The 13,821-nt window shown below is 59.1% G+C and carries 20 protein-coding genes; 9 read left to right on the forward strand and 11 right to left on the reverse strand.

Annotation, left to right across the window (positions count from 1 at the left end):
• Positions 1-45: 45 nt before the first annotated feature.
• The 4 genes from mnmA to rluE form a co-directional block, all read right to left on the reverse strand.
• A complete protein-coding gene (gene mnmA / locus ABTW55_RS21895; protein WP_033638220.1) occupies positions 46-1,146 on the reverse strand; it encodes a tRNA 2-thiouridine(34) synthase MnmA in 1,101 nt (366 codons plus the stop codon).
• Between the two features lie 106 nt (positions 1,147-1,252).
• Entirely contained in the window at positions 1,253-1,699 is a 447-nt protein-coding gene (locus ABTW55_RS21900) for an NUDIX hydrolase (RefSeq protein WP_041034763.1), read from the reverse strand.
• A gap of 9 nt (positions 1,700-1,708) precedes the next feature.
• Complete coding sequence (locus ABTW55_RS21905) at positions 1,709-2,047, reverse strand: lysozyme inhibitor LprI family protein (RefSeq protein WP_033638222.1); 339 nt, start codon at positions 2,045-2,047, stop codon at positions 1,709-1,711.
• Between the two features lie 22 nt (positions 2,048-2,069).
• Positions 2,070-2,696 (reverse strand): 23S rRNA pseudouridine(2457) synthase RluE, encoded by a 627-nt coding sequence (gene rluE / locus ABTW55_RS21910; RefSeq protein WP_033653870.1) that lies wholly within the window; start codon positions 2,694-2,696, stop codon positions 2,070-2,072.
• 131 nt (positions 2,697-2,827) lie between these two features.
• On the opposite strand from rluE, the gene icd reads away from it, so the two are divergent.
• Positions 2,828-4,081, forward strand: a complete 1,254-nt coding sequence (gene icd / locus ABTW55_RS21915; RefSeq protein WP_033638224.1) for an NADP-dependent isocitrate dehydrogenase — start codon at positions 2,828-2,830, stop codon at positions 4,079-4,081.
• A gap of 74 nt (positions 4,082-4,155) precedes the next feature.
• Here the strand turns inward: icd and uspF are convergent, their stop codons facing one another.
• From uspF to ABTW55_RS21930, 3 genes are all read right to left on the reverse strand, one after another.
• Positions 4,156-4,605: a universal stress protein UspF gene (gene uspF / locus ABTW55_RS21920; RefSeq protein ID WP_033646368.1), complete on the reverse strand. Its 450-nt coding sequence runs from the start codon at positions 4,603-4,605 to the stop codon at positions 4,156-4,158.
• 217 nt (positions 4,606-4,822) lie between these two features.
• The gene (locus ABTW55_RS21925) at positions 4,823-5,050 is read right to left on the reverse strand and encodes a YgdI/YgdR family lipoprotein (protein WP_033638226.1); all 228 of its coding nucleotides are present in this window, start codon (positions 5,048-5,050) and stop codon (positions 4,823-4,825) included.
• 12 nt (positions 5,051-5,062) lie between these two features.
• Complete coding sequence (locus ABTW55_RS21930) at positions 5,063-5,296, reverse strand: YgdI/YgdR family lipoprotein (RefSeq protein WP_033638227.1); 234 nt, start codon at positions 5,294-5,296, stop codon at positions 5,063-5,065.
• 346 nt (positions 5,297-5,642) lie between these two features.
• Here ABTW55_RS21930 and tolA point away from each other — a divergent pair, with 346 nt between their 5' ends.
• Entirely contained in the window at positions 5,643-6,083 is a 441-nt protein-coding gene (tolA, locus tag ABTW55_RS21935) for a cell envelope integrity protein TolA (protein WP_033646367.1), read from the forward strand.
• A gap of 147 nt (positions 6,084-6,230) precedes the next feature.
• On the opposite strand, the gene ABTW55_RS21940 is transcribed toward tolA, so the two are convergent.
• Positions 6,231-6,521 carry a hypothetical protein gene (locus ABTW55_RS21940; protein ID WP_060420723.1) on the reverse strand — a complete coding sequence of 97 codons (291 nt, stop codon included), beginning with the start codon at positions 6,519-6,521 and terminating at the stop codon, positions 6,231-6,233.
• A gap of 145 nt (positions 6,522-6,666) precedes the next feature.
• On the opposite strand from ABTW55_RS21940, the gene ABTW55_RS21945 reads away from it, so the two are divergent.
• A complete protein-coding gene (locus ABTW55_RS21945) occupies positions 6,667-7,086 on the forward strand; it encodes a GNAT family N-acetyltransferase (RefSeq protein ID WP_033646365.1) in 420 nt (139 codons plus the stop codon).
• Positions 7,087-7,146: 60 nt separating this feature from the next.
• Here ABTW55_RS21945 and ABTW55_RS21950 read toward each other — a convergent pair whose 3' ends face one another.
• Positions 7,147-8,262: an AI-2E family transporter gene (locus tag ABTW55_RS21950; protein WP_033646364.1), complete on the reverse strand. Its 1,116-nt coding sequence runs from the start codon at positions 8,260-8,262 to the stop codon at positions 7,147-7,149.
• Positions 8,263-8,556: 294 nt separating this feature from the next.
• Here ABTW55_RS21950 and ABTW55_RS21955 point away from each other — a divergent pair, with 294 nt between their 5' ends.
• Complete coding sequence (locus ABTW55_RS21955; RefSeq protein WP_162837928.1) at positions 8,557-8,694, forward strand: hypothetical protein; 138 nt, start codon at positions 8,557-8,559, stop codon at positions 8,692-8,694.
• Between the two features lie 64 nt (positions 8,695-8,758).
• Here ABTW55_RS21955 and ABTW55_RS21960 read toward each other — a convergent pair whose 3' ends face one another.
• Entirely contained in the window at positions 8,759-9,970 is a 1,212-nt protein-coding gene (locus ABTW55_RS21960; protein ID WP_060420726.1) for a CynX/NimT family MFS transporter, read from the reverse strand.
• Positions 9,971-10,197: 227 nt separating this feature from the next.
• Between ABTW55_RS21960 and ABTW55_RS21965 the strand changes: the two genes are divergently transcribed.
• Positions 10,198-10,656, forward strand: a complete 459-nt coding sequence (locus tag ABTW55_RS21965) for a hypothetical protein (RefSeq protein WP_041034774.1) — start codon at positions 10,198-10,200, stop codon at positions 10,654-10,656.
• A 99-nt stretch (positions 10,657-10,755) separates the two neighbouring features.
• Positions 10,756-11,172 (forward strand): DUF2000 domain-containing protein, encoded by a 417-nt coding sequence (locus tag ABTW55_RS21970; protein WP_060420729.1) that lies wholly within the window; start codon positions 10,756-10,758, stop codon positions 11,170-11,172.
• Between the two features lie 12 nt (positions 11,173-11,184).
• Here the strand turns inward: ABTW55_RS21970 and ABTW55_RS21975 are convergent, their stop codons facing one another.
• Entirely contained in the window at positions 11,185-11,535 is a 351-nt protein-coding gene (locus tag ABTW55_RS21975) for a GFA family protein (RefSeq protein WP_033653875.1), read from the reverse strand.
• A gap of 140 nt (positions 11,536-11,675) precedes the next feature.
• Here ABTW55_RS21975 and ABTW55_RS21980 point away from each other — a divergent pair, with 140 nt between their 5' ends.
• The 3 genes from ABTW55_RS21980 (at position 11,676) to ABTW55_RS21990 (ending at position 13,820) form a co-directional block, all read left to right on the forward strand.
• Positions 11,676-11,885, forward strand: a complete 210-nt coding sequence (locus tag ABTW55_RS21980) for a hypothetical protein (RefSeq protein WP_025160266.1) — start codon at positions 11,676-11,678, stop codon at positions 11,883-11,885.
• 151 nt (positions 11,886-12,036) lie between these two features.
• Positions 12,037-13,131 carry an SMP-30/gluconolactonase/LRE family protein gene (locus tag ABTW55_RS21985; protein WP_230199939.1) on the forward strand — a complete coding sequence of 365 codons (1,095 nt, stop codon included), beginning with the start codon at positions 12,037-12,039 and terminating at the stop codon, positions 13,129-13,131.
• A 44-nt stretch (positions 13,132-13,175) separates the two neighbouring features.
• Entirely contained in the window at positions 13,176-13,820 is a 645-nt protein-coding gene (locus ABTW55_RS21990; RefSeq protein ID WP_033646359.1) for a Qnr family pentapeptide repeat protein, read from the forward strand.
• Position 13,821: the final 1 nt, after the last annotated feature.

The following is a 13,821-nucleotide window of genomic DNA, read 5'->3' on the forward strand; positions in this document are numbered from 1 at the left end:
AAAAAAACGCTGCGGTAAACGCAGCGTTTTTCTTTTGCCGGGCAGTTACGCCAGGCGCTGTTCGATGATGCCGCCGCCGAGGCAGATTTCGCCCTGGTAGAACACCGCCGACTGGCCGGGTGTGACGGCGGAGACCGGTTCGTCGAAACGCACTTCGATGCGTTCGCTGTCGAGCGGGGTCACGGTGCAAGGGATATCCTGCTGGCGATAGCGGGTCTTCACCGTGCAGCGGAACGGGCCGCTCAGCGGCAGGCGATCCACCCAGTGCAGCTGCTGCGCGATAAGGCCGGTAGACATCAGGCGCGGGTGATCGTGCCCCTGGGCGACCACCAGCACGTTGTTGGCCACGTCTTTATCCACCACGTACCACGGATCTTCGCTGCTGTCTTTCAGGCCGCCGATGCCCAGCCCTTTGCGCTGGCCCAGGGTGTGATACATCAGGCCCTGGTGTTCGCCGACGGTCTGGCCGTCAACGCTGACGATCGGGCCCGGCTGCGCCGGCAGGTAACGGCCGAGGAAGTCGCGGAACTTGCGCTCGCCGATAAAGCAGATGCCGGTAGAATCTTTCTTCTTGGCGGTGACCAGCTCCAGCTGCTCGGCGATGCGGCGCACCTCCGGCTTCTCCAGCTCGCCGACCGGGAACAGGCTTTGCGCCACCTGCTCGTGGCTCAGGGTGTAGAGGAAGTAGCTCTGATCCTTGTTGCCGTCGACGCCGCGCAGCAGGCGGCTCTTGCCGTCCACGTCCTGGCGGCGCACGTAGTGGCCGGTGGCGATAAAATCGGCCCCCAGATCTTCGGCGGCGAACTCCAGGAAGGCTTTGAATTTGATCTCTTTATTGCACAGGATGTCTGGGTTCGGCGTGCGGCCGGCCTTGTACTCTTCCAGGAACAGCTCAAACACGTTGTCCCAGTATTCCGCCGCAAAGTTCACCGTGTGCAGTTCGATGCCCAGCTTGTCGCAGACCGCTTGCGCGTCGGCCAGATCGGTCGCGGCGGAGCAGTACTCTTCGTCGTCGTCTTCTTCCCAGTTCTTCATGAACAGCCCAGCGACCTGATAGCCCTGTTGCTGTAACAGATAGGCGGTAACGGAAGAGTCGACGCCGCCGGACATACCGACGATTACTTTTTTCTGGCTGTTGTCTGACATGGGGATCTCACGAACTTGAACACGAACCGTGCTGATAAAAACAAGCGCAGGATTTTACCACGTTGGCCGCGCCGGCGCACTGTTCATCTTGTGCTGCCCCGCGCCCTTAAAACGGCCAGGCGAAGCTGCCGACCAGCGACAGCGGGTAGCGCTCCGGCTGCTGGTAGCTGCGAATGCTCTCCGCCACCAGCGCGGAACGCAGGTTGGGCGCCTGCAAGATCTCGTCGGCGCTCAGCCACAGGCAGCGATCGATGTCGCTGTCGTGCGGCTCGGTCGGCAGCGGCTGTTCCAGCTCGATAACGAAGCAAAAACGCAGGAACGGCGTGCGATCCGGCGCGATCCACTGGTGCAGGCGCAGGAACGCCTGCGGCGCGGCGCGGATGCCGGTCTCTTCCCACAGTTCGCGCTCGGCGGCCTGCACCAGCGTCTCGTCGGCCTCCAGGTGGCCGGCCGGCTGGTTCCAAAGCGCTTTGCCGTTGATGGTCTCTTCGACCACTAAAAATTTGCCGGCGGCGTGCACCACGCAGGCCACGGTGACGTGCGGTTTGAACATGCGCTCTCCTTACAGCGGTTTGTCGATGCGCCGGTAGATATCGTCCAGCTCGGCGATGCGGGTGCGATAGCTTTTGAGCAGGCAGGCGGTGTCGCCGCCGCACCGCTGGCGTTTTGCCAGCCAGTCCTGCTGGCTGTCCTGCATCGCGCCGCGCGCGCCCATGGCGAACAGGCCGCGCAGGAATTGATATTTTGTGGCCATTTGCACGTCCAGATCGTTCAGCGTGCGGTCGGCGCAGATGGCGCGTTCATCGCTGCCTGCCGCCTTGGCGCAGTCGAAGCTGGCGGCCTGGGCGGCGAGCGGGGCCGCCAGTGCGGTGAACAGCAGCGCTGTCAGTGTGTTCCTCATGGCGCCTCCATCAGTTATCGGTCTACAGGGAATCGATGCTTTTCCATTCACCAGGTTGCAGTGAACCCAGCGAAAGATTACCCATACTGTAGCGAATCAGGCGCAGGGTAGGGAACCCGATATGCGCCGTCATGCGACGCACCTGGCGGTTTCGCCCTTCATACAGGGTGATTTTCAGCCAGCAAGTGGGGATGGATTTACGTTCGCGGATCGGCGGGTTGCGTGGCCACAGCCACTGCGGCTCGGCCACCAACTCCACCCCGGCGGGCAGCGTGGGGCCGTCTTTCAGCGTGACGCCGCTGCGCAGCGGCGCCAGATCGCTCTCCTGCGGCGCGCCCTCGACCTGCACATAATAGATTTTGCCGGTGCGCTTGCCCGGCTGGGTGAGCTGCGCCTGCAGCTGGCCGTCGTTGGTCAGCACCAGCAGCCCTTCGCTGTCGCGATCCAGGCGCCCGGCGGCGTAAACGTCGGGGAAGGGGATGTACTCTTTCAGCGTGGCGCGGCCGGCTTCGTCGGTGAACTGCGGCAGCACGTCGAAGGGCTTGTTGAATAACACAATTCGGCGCGGCCCCTTCGGCGCGGCGGGTTTGGCGGCATTCGGCTTGCTGAATCGTTTAACTTTGTGATTTCTAACAGAGAATTTTTTCATAACGGTTGAGATTACGGATGATAAGCGCATTATAACCGAATCCGTTTCGGATTGGCGCGGACCGAATATTCAAGTAGTATCTACACGCATCTTACAAAGCATTAACAAAATTGCGCTTGAAGGAGAGGTTGATGGAAAGCAAAGTAGTTGTTCCGGCAGAAGGTAAAAAAATCACGGTTGACGCCCAGGGTAAACTGGTTGTTCCTCATAACCCGATCATCCCGTTCATCGAAGGCGACGGCATCGGCGTTGACGTGACTCCTGCCATGATCCACGTGGTTGATGCGGCCGTTAAAAAGGCTTACCACGGCGAACGTAAAATCTCCTGGATGGAAATCTACACCGGCGAAAAATCTACCCACGTTTACGGTAAAGACGTGTGGCTGCCGGACGAAACTCTGGACCTGATCCGCGACTACCGCGTCGCCATCAAAGGCCCCCTGACCACCCCGGTCGGCGGCGGCATCCGTTCTCTGAACGTGGCCCTGCGCCAGCAGCTGGACCTGTACGTGTGCCTGCGCCCGGTGCGTTACTACCAGGGCACCCCAAGCCCGGTGAAACAGCCTGAGCTGACCGACATGGTGATCTTCCGTGAAAACGCCGAAGACATCTACGCCGGCATCGAGTGGAAAGCCGGCTCCGCCGAAGCGGACAAAGTGATCAAATTCCTGCGCGACGAAATGGGCGTGAAAAAAATCCGCTTCCCGGAGCAGTGCGGTATCGGCGTGAAGCCATGCTCCGAAGAAGGGACCAAGCGTCTGGTGCGTGCGGCGATCGAATACGCCATCACCAACGACCGTGACTCTGTGACCCTGGTTCACAAAGGCAACATCATGAAGTTCACCGAAGGTGCCTTCAAGGATTGGGGCTATGAGCTGGCGCGCGAAGAGTTCGGCGGTGAGCTGATCGACGGCGGCCCATGGCTGAAGATCAAGAACCCGAACACCGGCAAAGAGATCGTGGTTAAAGACGTGATCGCCGACGCCTTCCTGCAGCAGATCCTGCTGCGCCCGGCGGAATACGACGTGATCGCCTGTATGAACCTGAACGGCGACTACATCTCCGACGCCCTGGCTGCCCAGGTCGGCGGCATCGGCATCGCACCGGGCGCCAACATCGGCTCCGACTGCGCGCTGTTCGAAGCGACTCACGGCACCGCGCCGAAGTACGCCGGCCAGGACAAAGTGAACCCAGGCTCCATCATCCTGTCCGCAGAGATGATGCTGCGTCACATGGGCTGGTTCGAAGCGGCTGACCTGATTGTTAAAGGCATGGAAGGCGCCATCGCCGCCAAGACCGTGACCTATGACTTCGAACGCCTGATGGAAGGTGCTAAACTGCTGAAATGCTCAGAGTTTGGCGACGCTATCGTAGAGCACATGTAAGTGTGTTTGGCGTTTGAATGAGAGCGGGAGCCTTAGGGCTCCCGTTTTTTTATTGTTCAAATGGGCATGGGATATCAAGGATTGGCCGATTCACGCACCACCAGCACCGGGCAATTGGCGTGGCGCACGACGGCGGTGGCATTGGAGCCGAGGAGGTAAGTGATCGCAGAAGGGCGGTTGGAACCCATCACAATAATCTCCGCGTTAAGCGCATCAGCGAGTTCCAGGATCTGATCTTTAGGATCGCCGACGGCAACGTGCGTGGTCACTCTATCTTCAGGCACGCTGAATTCTTTGGCCGCTTTCGCCAACCCTTCGGTCGCTACCGCAATGATTTCGTCTTTGGTTTCTATCGCCGCGGTGGCGGCAAAGCCGAAAGCGGCGTAGGTGGCGCGTGACGGGATCACCGCCAGGAAATGGACGTGGGAGTCTTCGAGCCTGGCGAGCGCGTTGACATGTGGGATGACCTGCTGCGTTAATTCCGGCTCGGTAATATCGACTGGAACCAAGATAGTTTTATACATACTCCCTCCTTATCATTATCAAATAACTCCACTTCTTGGATTATAGCTGTTCGACGCAGGGAAAGGAGAGATCCGTATGGCAAACCTGAGAGCGTTGTCTGCTGAAATGTCAGGTGTTTATCGACGTTATCGTTAAATGCAGGCAAGTACGCCGGGTTTAGAGTAGAAAGGGAGCCATTGGCTCCCTTGGTGTTAGCTGGCTGAGATTATCGGAACCTTAATGAGGGATCTCTGAAACCTCTTTGACTTCCGTCTTGTTGATTTGCTGTTTAACGCCATTGGCGTCGGTATAACCGAGCAACCCGGCAGAAGTTTCTTTCGGCTTGCCGTCACTGATGAGCGTTCGACCGTCGTGGGTATGGATGGCGTAGCTGGTGCGTGTGCAGCCTGACAGTGCGGCGATGGCAACCAGGGCGATCGCGGGAAGAACAAGCGTTTTTTTCATTTGAAGCTCCTTTTAGTTATCCAACTCACTCATGTTTGCAATCTGGTCTCGATTGATCTGTTCCGTTTTGCCCGTTTCAGCGTTTCGATAGGAGACTAACCCGGTATCTGTATCGACCTGAGGTTTGCCGTCGGTGACAATGGTCTTGCCATCCGTTGTTTTGATCGCCTGATTGGAAGCGCAGCCCGCAATGAACATCACCGTAGTTGCAGCAAGAAGCGCGGCAAAGAGTCGTTTGCTTTTCATACCTACCATCCTGGTTACTTAAACGAATTTAATATCAGGAAAATAAGTATAGGCAGATTTTCCAGATTGCCAGGGTTGAAAGTGCTTATGGTGGGATAAAAAAGTAAGAATAACTTAATTTATTGATGGGGTGATTACCCATTCGGGAGATGTCGATAGGTCAGGTGGCTCAGGCGTGCGGCCCGGTGAGGGGGTTAGGGTTTCATATCATCATCTACTCACGATTTTCCGCGTGCCAGTGCGTGATGTCATTGGTGGTTTGGCGTTAATTCTGTATAAGTATTCACCGGGGATCTTTTCGAATACAACGTTGATTCGGCTGATAATCATCCATAAGGAAAGGGATATGAAAATAACGCATTCAGGCTATAAAACCGGCGCCGCCACCTTATTGGCGGCGATGCTCGCACTGGCATTAACGGGGTGTGCCAAGAGCACTGTCCCCAGCCAAACCGTTCCGGCGAAGAAAGAGGCCGATGATCTTTTCGCCAACCTTGGTGACCCAAAGACGCCTGCGCCGGGAAAAGAGAAAGTACATTACATGGCCCAGGTGCAAGCTGAGATTCAACGCCATTTTAAAGACGCCGAAGCCTACTCAGGCAAGCGTTGCACATTGCGCATTACGTCGGCACCGGACGGCCTGCCAATCAATGTTCGAACAGAAGGCGGCGATCCGGCTCTTTGCCGTGCCGCCATGCAGGCAATTGGCGATTCTCGCTTTCCTAAGCCACCAACGGAAGAGGTCCATAAGGCGTTCCAAATTATCACGTTGGAATTTAGCCCGTAGTGACAGTAGAAGGTAAAGGGCGGCAACTGGGTTAAACAGAAGTCGCAGGCCGTACTTTCATGCGGCCTGTGAGTATTGGGTTGTGCAATATTTCGTATAGCGTTTCCTAATGTTGAATCCAGTCTTCACGGCATATGTTGCCAAGACTTACCGATACATCATTGCGCTCACGCGCTCGCTTTGATCTTTAAAACCGTTGCTGCGCATCGTGACCACGTAATAGCGGTAGTGGTGTTTCTGCGCGTACTCGCGCACCAGCTCTTCGGCAAACAGGCCGCTGAAGGTGACGGTGGTGACGAAGGTCAGCCCTTTCACTTCGTAGGTGCTGATCTCTTGCGGAGTGCCGATATACGGCGGCGGGAACACGGTTTTGTGGAACTGGCAGCCCGCCAGCAGCAGGGTAAACAGCAGGGCGGCGGAGATTTGCGGTATTTTCATCGGGAAATGTTTTCCTTCCTTGGCGTGTTTTTAGTAACTCTATAATAGGATTACAAAATTTGGCGGGGATGTAAAAATTATCCCGCTTCGGTTGCCGTTTCGTTGAAGCGGCACCGCCGTCATCCATATGAATGAGGGGTTAAATATGCTTGTGCGCCTTGCTGCTGAAACCGATGCCGCAGCGCTGATCGCCCTGGACAGCGTTGCTCAGAATGCGCCGCAGCGTGCGGCGCAAATCCGTGCCTGGTGCGCGCAGGGCATCTGTTTTCTTGCCGAGGAACAGGGCATGGTGATGGGCTATGGGGTGCTGCACTATCACTTCTTCGGCTGCGGCTTTATCGAGATGTTGATGGTCGGCGAGCGCTATCGCCGCCGGGGCGTCGGGCAGGCGCTGATTGCGGTGTTGAAGTCTCATTGCCGGCACCCGAAGCTGTTCACCTCCACCAATCGCTCCAACCTGCCGATGCAGCGGCTGCTGCTGAACGCCGGATTTGTCGCCAGCGGCCAGATTGACAATCTCGATGACGGCGATCCGGAGCAGGTCTTTTTTATCCCGGCGCGCTGATACAAAACCACTGACAAAAAAGGGGCCCATTGGGCCCCTGCGTGATTCGCTGCGGGAGGTTTACTCCACCGCGTCGGGATGATTTTTGCCTTCCTCGATAAACGCTTCGTCGATCTCTTCGATGTTCTCCTCGCTGTCGCGGCCGGACAGAATGTTCCAGCAGGCGATGAACAGCGCGGCGATCAAGGGGCCGATGACGAAGCCGTTGATGCCGTAGATCTCCATGCCGCCCAGGGTGGAAATCAGGATCAGGTAGTCCGGCATTTTGGTGTCTTTGCCCACCAGCAGCGGGCGCAGAATGTTGTCCACCAGGCCGATCACCACCACGAAGAACACTACCAGGAAAATGGCTTTCCATAGCATGCCGGTAGCGAAGAAGTAGATCACCGCCGGCACCCAGATGATAGCGGAGCCTACGGCCGGGATAATCGACAGGAACGCCATCAGCGCGCCCCACAGCAGGCTGCCGTCGATGCCGGTAAAGTAAAACGCCAGCCCGCCGAGCGCGCCTTGCACCACGGCGACCACCACTGTGCCCTTGACGGTGGCGCGGGAGACGGCGGCGAACTTCACGAACAGGTGGTGTTTTACGTGCTGGGAGAGCGGCAGCGCTTCGAGCGCCAGGTTCACCAGATAGGGGCCGTCTTTCAGCAGGAAGAACAGCAGGTAGAGCATCACGCCGAAGCCGACGACGAAGTTGAAGGTGCCCTTGCCGATCAGGAAGACGCTGCCCGCCAGATATTGCCCGCCCTTGAGCGCCACCTCGGAAAGCTGCTTTTGTATCTCGGCGGCGCTGTTGAGGTTATGTTCCGCCAGGAAGCGCTGCGCCCAGCCGGGCAGGTGGCGCATAAAGTCCGCCAGCATGGTCGGCAACTGGCTGTTGTTGGTCTGCAGCTTGGTGTAGATCACGTTGAATTCCATCGCCAGCGACGAGGCGATGATCGCCAACGGCGTGAACACGATCAGGCAGATCAGCGCCACCGTCAGCAGCGACACCACGCCGTTGCGTTCGCCGACGTACTGCTTCAGTTTCTTTTTTACCGGATGGAAAATCACCGCCAGAATGACCGCCCACAGCACCGAGGAGTAGTAAGGCCCCAGCACGTCGAGAAAGGCGGCGGTAACGATGAACAGGATCAGAATAAAGAATCCCTTGGAAATGCCTTTAGACATCATAGTCGTCCCTCAAAAGATGAATTTTCAGCATAGATGAACTGAATGAAAACAACACTATCATCACCTTTACTTAACCGGTAGGGGATTTTTAGTGGCGTATTCCATAGGGTTATTAAGGGCAAGGCGGGCGCCGCAGGGTGAACAGGCGGCGGCGTGAGAAAAGAAAGAGGGCTAAATAATTAACAAAATTTATCGATTGTGTTTCATTTTGTGAGCCGCGCTTGCCGCCTGCGCCAGGCTTTCCTAGTGTTGATGAGGGCGGCCGTTCGCCCGATACCACGAAGGAGTATGCAAATGACTGAACACAAACGACTCGGCGTCATCGAGAAGACGCTACTGATCGCCTTTGCCGGCCTGCTGGTGTATTTCGCGGCCACCGGCGCCTTGTCATTGTCGGGTCTCGATCATCATTGGCCTTATCCTTCGCGATAGGCAGGCACCTGCACCAGGGAAAATTCAGCACCGCTTATAACAAACAGAACCACCTTTCTGCTTATCACCCCGCCTTATGCCGCCGGCTGAGAAAAGCCAGCGCCAACAGCGCCCCTGACACGGCCGCCGCCAGCACCAGCCAGGCCGGGGCCGCCCAACCGGCTGCGGCCACGATGGCGCTCAGCGCAACCGGGCCGATCACCTGGCCGAGATAGTTCCCCTGCATCACCAGCCCCAGGCTCAGCGGCAGCAGCGTCGGTTCCGGCGTCGCCGCCGGCGTGGCGGCCAGAATGGTGGAGGGCAGCATGCCGGCGATGGCGCAGAACAGGAAACACAGCGGGATCAGCAGGGCGTTGGGCGTTATCGGCAAGAAAATGCCGATGCCGAAGACGCCGATGATCAGGCTGGTGGCCGCGAGCAGGCTACCGGCGCGCAGACCGCGCGACAGCAAGAGCCCGGCGGCGAGGTTGCCGATGATGTTCGCCGCCACCGCCGCCGCGCTGATACCGCCGGCGGCCGCCAGCGTCAGGCCTATGCGCTGCATCAGGAAAATCGGCAGGAAGGTCATCACCGAGAAAAATTGCAGGTTGTAGGCGGCGAACATCAGCGCCAGCAACAGCGGTCGGCGCGCCCGCAGCAGGGCGCCCAGCGCTTGCCGCAGCGGCAAGGACGGCGCGTGCGTCTCGGCGGTTCGGCGGGACGTGGTCAGCGGCAGCAGCAGGGCGGCCAGCAGCGTCAGCGCCGCACCGGCCTGCCAACTCTGCTGCCAGCCGGCGAGATGGGGGCCGAAAAACAGCGAAATGGCGATGCCCGCCGGCATGAAAGTGCTCCAGATGCCGAACACCAGGCTGCGCTGCGCCGGGGCGACGATGCGGTTCAGCACCGCCGGCGAGGCGACCACCACGATCACGAAGCCGAGGCCTTCGACAAAGCGGCTGACGATCAACCCGCTGAAGTCGTGCAGCGCGGCGCCGGTAAAGCTGGCGGCGCTGATGATCAGCAGCCCGAGCGCCAGCAGCCGCCGGTCGCCCCAGCGGCGCACCAGCAGCCCGGCGGCGATGCCGCCGAACACCCCGACGAAGGGAAAGGCCGAAATAACCCAGCTCAGCGCCTCGAGCGAACGGCCGAACTCGGCCTCCAGCGCCGGCAGCGCGATGGTGGCCTTGCCCACGTGCAGCGCCGCGGCGATGCCGGCGAACAGCACATTGATGACGGCTAGCCAGGGCGTGGCGGCGGGGAGAACGCGGTCGATGGCGTCCGGTTTAATCGCGGTCATAACACTCTCCAGTGGCGGTAACGCCATCACTATGTGCTCTTGCAACGGCTGAGGTCGTTCAAATGCTGCGCTATCACGTGGGGAAATTATTCATTTCGAGCTTTATTGAGCGCCTTCGTTGTTTGGTTCGCCAGCGTGCCGCCCGGCGTGGACGCTGATCCCCCTGCAGCGGTTTACTGTTCCGGCACGCAGCAGGCGTGTTGAATTCATTTTATAAGGAGCAGTGTATGTCAGAGATGATGAACGAAAGTGGGGCGCCGGCCATTGAATGGAGCTATGGCGGCCGGGGTGATGATATCAGCAGCAGCCTGAGCCTCGACACGGTTGAGGAGCAGCCGCTGGGTTTCTTGATGACGGTCGATCGGCCGGTGCAGATCTTTAAAGACGCGCTGTCGCCGATGATGGCCTTTGTCACGCTGCTGCGCCCGCTGTACGCCAAAACGAGCGAGGGTTTCCAGTACGTGCCGGTTTCCAACCCCTGGACCGACGTGCAGCGCCTGCCGGCCAGCGCGGGCTATCTGGGCGTGCAGGTCAACGCCGGGCTGTTCTTCCACGGCGCCAAGCCGACGCACTATAAAGATCGCGATGGCCAGATGAAACCGATCGACGGCGGCACGCTTTTGCAGCACATCACCGTGCTGCATCAGGTGGCGCAGCCGCTCGGCCCGGGTGAAGGCGCCGTCTGAGCCGGCAGCGTTATTACGGGGGCCGGACGCGGCCCCTTATCGCGCCTTGAAACCGTGCGCAGGTTGGATAAAACTGACTGCCTATTCAAGGAGAAGAGTATGTACAGCGACAACGAGAAAAAGTTTTATATCATCCTCAACCGCAATCACGAACCGGCCACGCTGTTTAACGCCTCCTGCCATCTGACGGCGGGCATCACCGATCTGATCGAACAGCGCCAGTTTCACCACTACCCGAGCAGCCTCGACGGCGTCAGCGCCAATATGAGCCACTATCCGATAGTGATCCTGCAGGCTAAAAACAGCAGCCAGCTCAGCAACCTGATCCTCAAATGCAAGGAGGAGGGTGTACTGTCCAACTTCTTCACCACCACCATGCTGTCGCACTCCGCCGAACAGCAGATCGCCGACACCGCCACCACCCCTTACGAACAGCTGGATTTCGTGGCGGTGGCGCTCTACGGCGACGCCGAACAGCTTAAGCCGTTGACCAAGAAGTTCTCCGTCTACCGCTGAAAACGCGGCATCTCAGACGCTGGCGCCGTCGTAGCTGTGGATCTGCAACGCATCCAGCGCGACGTCAGGCACGCAGCGCAGGTTGACGGCGCACATCGCGGCGCCGTCCGGCGCGGTGCCGTAGGCGAAGGGCTGAGCGCCGCAGACTCGGCAGAACTGATGGCGGATCTTGTGCTGATTGAAGGTGTAGGCGCTGAGTTGGTCCTGGCCGCTGTTGAGTGTGAAAGCGCTGATGGGGAAGAACGACAGCAGCAGCCCTTTGCGGCGGCAGATCGAACAGTTGCAGCTGAGGGCCTCGGTGGGCAGTTCGGCGTCCACGGAGAAGGTGACGGCGCCGCAGTGGCAGCTTCCCTGGAATGGCATGGCGATGGTCCTGTAGCAGGGGGCGTGTTTGCCCAGTATAGTGCAATTTATCGTCACTCGGCCGCGCAGGGCCTGGTTTCCTTAGTAAATGCGCGGTTTTCTGGTAGGTTAGAGGTTAACGTCATCAAAAGGAGATCGCGATGTTAGAACATTACTATCCGGCCAATATGGGCGCCAAACCGGTCACGGACGAACAGCATAAACGGCTGGTGGCGGTGCAGGCGGCGCTGGAGCTGATCAAGGCCACGCTGTCGGATACCAACGACGGCAACGGCGTGGACTTCCAGCTGAAGGCGGCGGAGAAGCACATCGGCCCGATGGCCGACGCCATTCAGGAAGCCCTGAAGTAACGGTTCGCCGTCGCCTCAACCGCCCGCCCGGGCGGTTTTTTTTGCGGCGATTACTGCGATTTTTTTAGTAGCGCATTGCCTTTTTCCCGGCTGGTGCCGTGAGCGGCGCGATCCTACTCTAGCGATCCGAGTCCTCATCAGGATCATGCTTATGTTCCGCTTCAGCCTCGTTTCTTTCTTGTTGCCGCGGTGCCGGCGCCTCACCCAGCTTGCCGGCGCCGCGCTGTTTCTCAGCGGCGTCATGCAGGCGCAGGCCGCGCAGCGCATCGACTTCTCGCCGGATGCCGCCGGCGCTTATCCTGAGGGCATCGCCTGGAATGCGCGCGCCGGCGCGTTCCTGGTGTCGTCCCTGCGTGGCGGGCAGCTCGGCCTGGTCTACCCGGATGGCCGCTATCGGCGCTTTTCCACCGGCAATGGGCTTATCACCACCTCCGGCATGCTGGTGGACGCCGAGCGCAACCGGGTGCTGGTGTGCAACGAAGACGTGGGCGTATCCCTCAACTCAACCTCCGGCACGCGCAATCGCGTGGCGCAGGTGCTGGAGTTCAATCTCGATACCGGCGCGCTGCAGCAGACGTACGATCTTTCATCGTTAAGCCGTGGGCCGACGCTGGCCAACGATCTGGCGCTCGACGCGCAGGGCAATATCTACGTGACCGACAGCTTCCAGCCGCAGATTTACAAGATTGACCGGGCAACGCGCCAGGTGTCTATTCTGGTGCGCTCGGCGCGTTTGATGCCCGCCGACGCACCCGCCGCAGCGCAGGGCACGCAGCCTTATCTCAACGGCATCGTGTATCACCCGGATGGCTATCTGATTGCGGCGGACTACACCCGCGGGCTGTTGTGGAAGGTGACGCTGGATAACGCATCTGCAATAAGTGAAATCAGGCTGCCGCAGCGGCTGAAAGGGCCGGACGGGCTGCGGCTCAAAAACGCCCATGAATTGGTGATCGTACAGTCTTTTCCGGGGAGAAAAGGGGGCATGTCCGGCAACGTAACGCTGCTCGCCTCGAACGACGGTTGGGCCAGCGCGCATATCACGGCGGTCGCCACGCCGCCGGAATTGGATGGGCCGACCGGCGCCGCGCTGCGCGATGGCGAAGTGTGGGTGGTCAACTCCCGTTACCCTCGTTTGTTTGCCGACGTCGCTCAGGCGGAGAGCGTCAGGACATTCAGCATCGTCAAGGTGGCGTTAGAGCGGAGGCCCGCCGATCGGCGACGGTTGCCAACCCTGCCGGAATAGGATTAAATGCCGCACTGACTGTATAAATAAACAGGTGCGCTGCGATGAGTCTGATGTTGAAGGGTGAAAAGATTGACCGTAACCGCTTTACCGGCGAGAAGATTGAAAACGGCAGCTTTATGCTGTGTGATTTTTCGGGCGCCGATCTGACCGGCACCGAGTTTATCGGCTGCCAGTTTTACGATCGTGACAGCCGACAGGGCGGCAATTTCAGCCGCGCGATACTGAAAGACGCCAGCTTCAGAAGCTGCGATTTGTCGATGGCCGACTTCCGCTACGCCAGCGCCCTGGGGCTGGAGATCCGCGAATGCCGCGCGCAGGGCGCCGATTTTCGCGGCGCCAGTTTTATGAACATGATCACCAGCCGCATCGGGTTTTGCAGCGCCTATATCACTAAAAGCAACCTGAGCTACGCCAACTTCGCCAAGGTGGTGCTGGAGAAATGCGAGCTGTGGGAAAACCGCTGGCACGGCGCACAGGTGCTCGGCGCCAGCTTCAGCGGCTCCGATCTGTCCGGCGGCGAGTTCTCCGGATTCGACTGGCGCGCCGCCGATGTCACCCAGTGCGATTTGAGCAACGCGGAACTGGGCGAATTGGATTTACGCACCACCGATCTGCAGGGCGTCAAAATGGACAGCCACCAGGCCGCGCAGCTGCTGGAGCGGCTGGGGATCGCGATCGTCGGCTGAG

Source organism: Serratia sp. SM04, from assembly GCF_040280225.1.
In the GTDB taxonomy this organism is placed as follows: Bacteria; Pseudomonadota; Gammaproteobacteria; order Enterobacterales; family Enterobacteriaceae; genus Serratia; species Serratia sarumanii.

Bases quoted from the DNA above. Each gene is read 5' to 3' on its own strand.
- ABTW55_RS21950 (WP_033646364.1), bottom strand. From the start codon at position 8,262: ATGATGTCTAAAGGCATTTCCAAGGGATTCTTTATTCTGATCCTGTTC.
- tolA (WP_033646367.1), top strand. From the start codon at position 5,643: ATGAAAATAACGCATTCAGGCTATAAAACCGGCGCCGCCACCTTATTG.
- ABTW55_RS21925 (WP_033638226.1), bottom strand. From the start codon at position 5,050: ATGAAAAAAACGCTTGTTCTTCCCGCGATCGCCCTGGTTGCCATCGCC.
- icd (WP_033638224.1), top strand. From the start codon at position 2,828: ATGGAAAGCAAAGTAGTTGTTCCGGCAGAAGGTAAAAAAATCACGGTT.
- ABTW55_RS21975 (WP_033653875.1), bottom strand. From the start codon at position 11,535: ATGCCATTCCAGGGAAGCTGCCACTGCGGCGCCGTCACCTTCTCCGTG.
- ABTW55_RS21980 (WP_025160266.1), top strand. From the start codon at position 11,676: ATGTTAGAACATTACTATCCGGCCAATATGGGCGCCAAACCGGTCACG.
- ABTW55_RS21900 (WP_041034763.1), bottom strand. From the start codon at position 1,699: ATGTTCAAACCGCACGTCACCGTGGCCTGCGTGGTGCACGCCGCCGGC.
- ABTW55_RS21940 (WP_060420723.1), bottom strand. From the start codon at position 6,521: ATGAAAATACCGCAAATCTCCGCCGCCCTGCTGTTTACCCTGCTGCTG.
- ABTW55_RS21970 (WP_060420729.1), top strand. From the start codon at position 10,756: ATGTACAGCGACAACGAGAAAAAGTTTTATATCATCCTCAACCGCAAT.
- mnmA (WP_033638220.1), bottom strand. From the start codon at position 1,146: ATGTCAGACAACAGCCAGAAAAAAGTAATCGTCGGTATGTCCGGCGGC.
- ABTW55_RS21955 (WP_162837928.1), top strand. From the start codon at position 8,557: ATGACTGAACACAAACGACTCGGCGTCATCGAGAAGACGCTACTGATC.
- uspF (WP_033646368.1), bottom strand. From the start codon at position 4,605: ATGTATAAAACTATCTTGGTTCCAGTCGATATTACCGAGCCGGAATTA.
- ABTW55_RS21930 (WP_033638227.1), bottom strand. From the start codon at position 5,296: ATGAAAAGCAAACGACTCTTTGCCGCGCTTCTTGCTGCAACTACGGTG.
- ABTW55_RS21905 (WP_033638222.1), bottom strand. From the start codon at position 2,047: ATGAGGAACACACTGACAGCGCTGCTGTTCACCGCACTGGCGGCCCCG.
- ABTW55_RS21960 (WP_060420726.1), bottom strand. From the start codon at position 9,970: ATGACCGCGATTAAACCGGACGCCATCGACCGCGTTCTCCCCGCCGCC.
- ABTW55_RS21990 (WP_033646359.1), top strand. From the start codon at position 13,176: ATGAGTCTGATGTTGAAGGGTGAAAAGATTGACCGTAACCGCTTTACC.
- ABTW55_RS21945 (WP_033646365.1), top strand. From the start codon at position 6,667: ATGCTTGTGCGCCTTGCTGCTGAAACCGATGCCGCAGCGCTGATCGCC.
- ABTW55_RS21965 (WP_041034774.1), top strand. From the start codon at position 10,198: ATGTCAGAGATGATGAACGAAAGTGGGGCGCCGGCCATTGAATGGAGC.
- ABTW55_RS21985 (WP_230199939.1), top strand. From the start codon at position 12,037: ATGTTCCGCTTCAGCCTCGTTTCTTTCTTGTTGCCGCGGTGCCGGCGC.
- rluE (WP_033653870.1), bottom strand. From the start codon at position 2,696: ATGAAAAAATTCTCTGTTAGAAATCACAAAGTTAAACGATTCAGCAAG.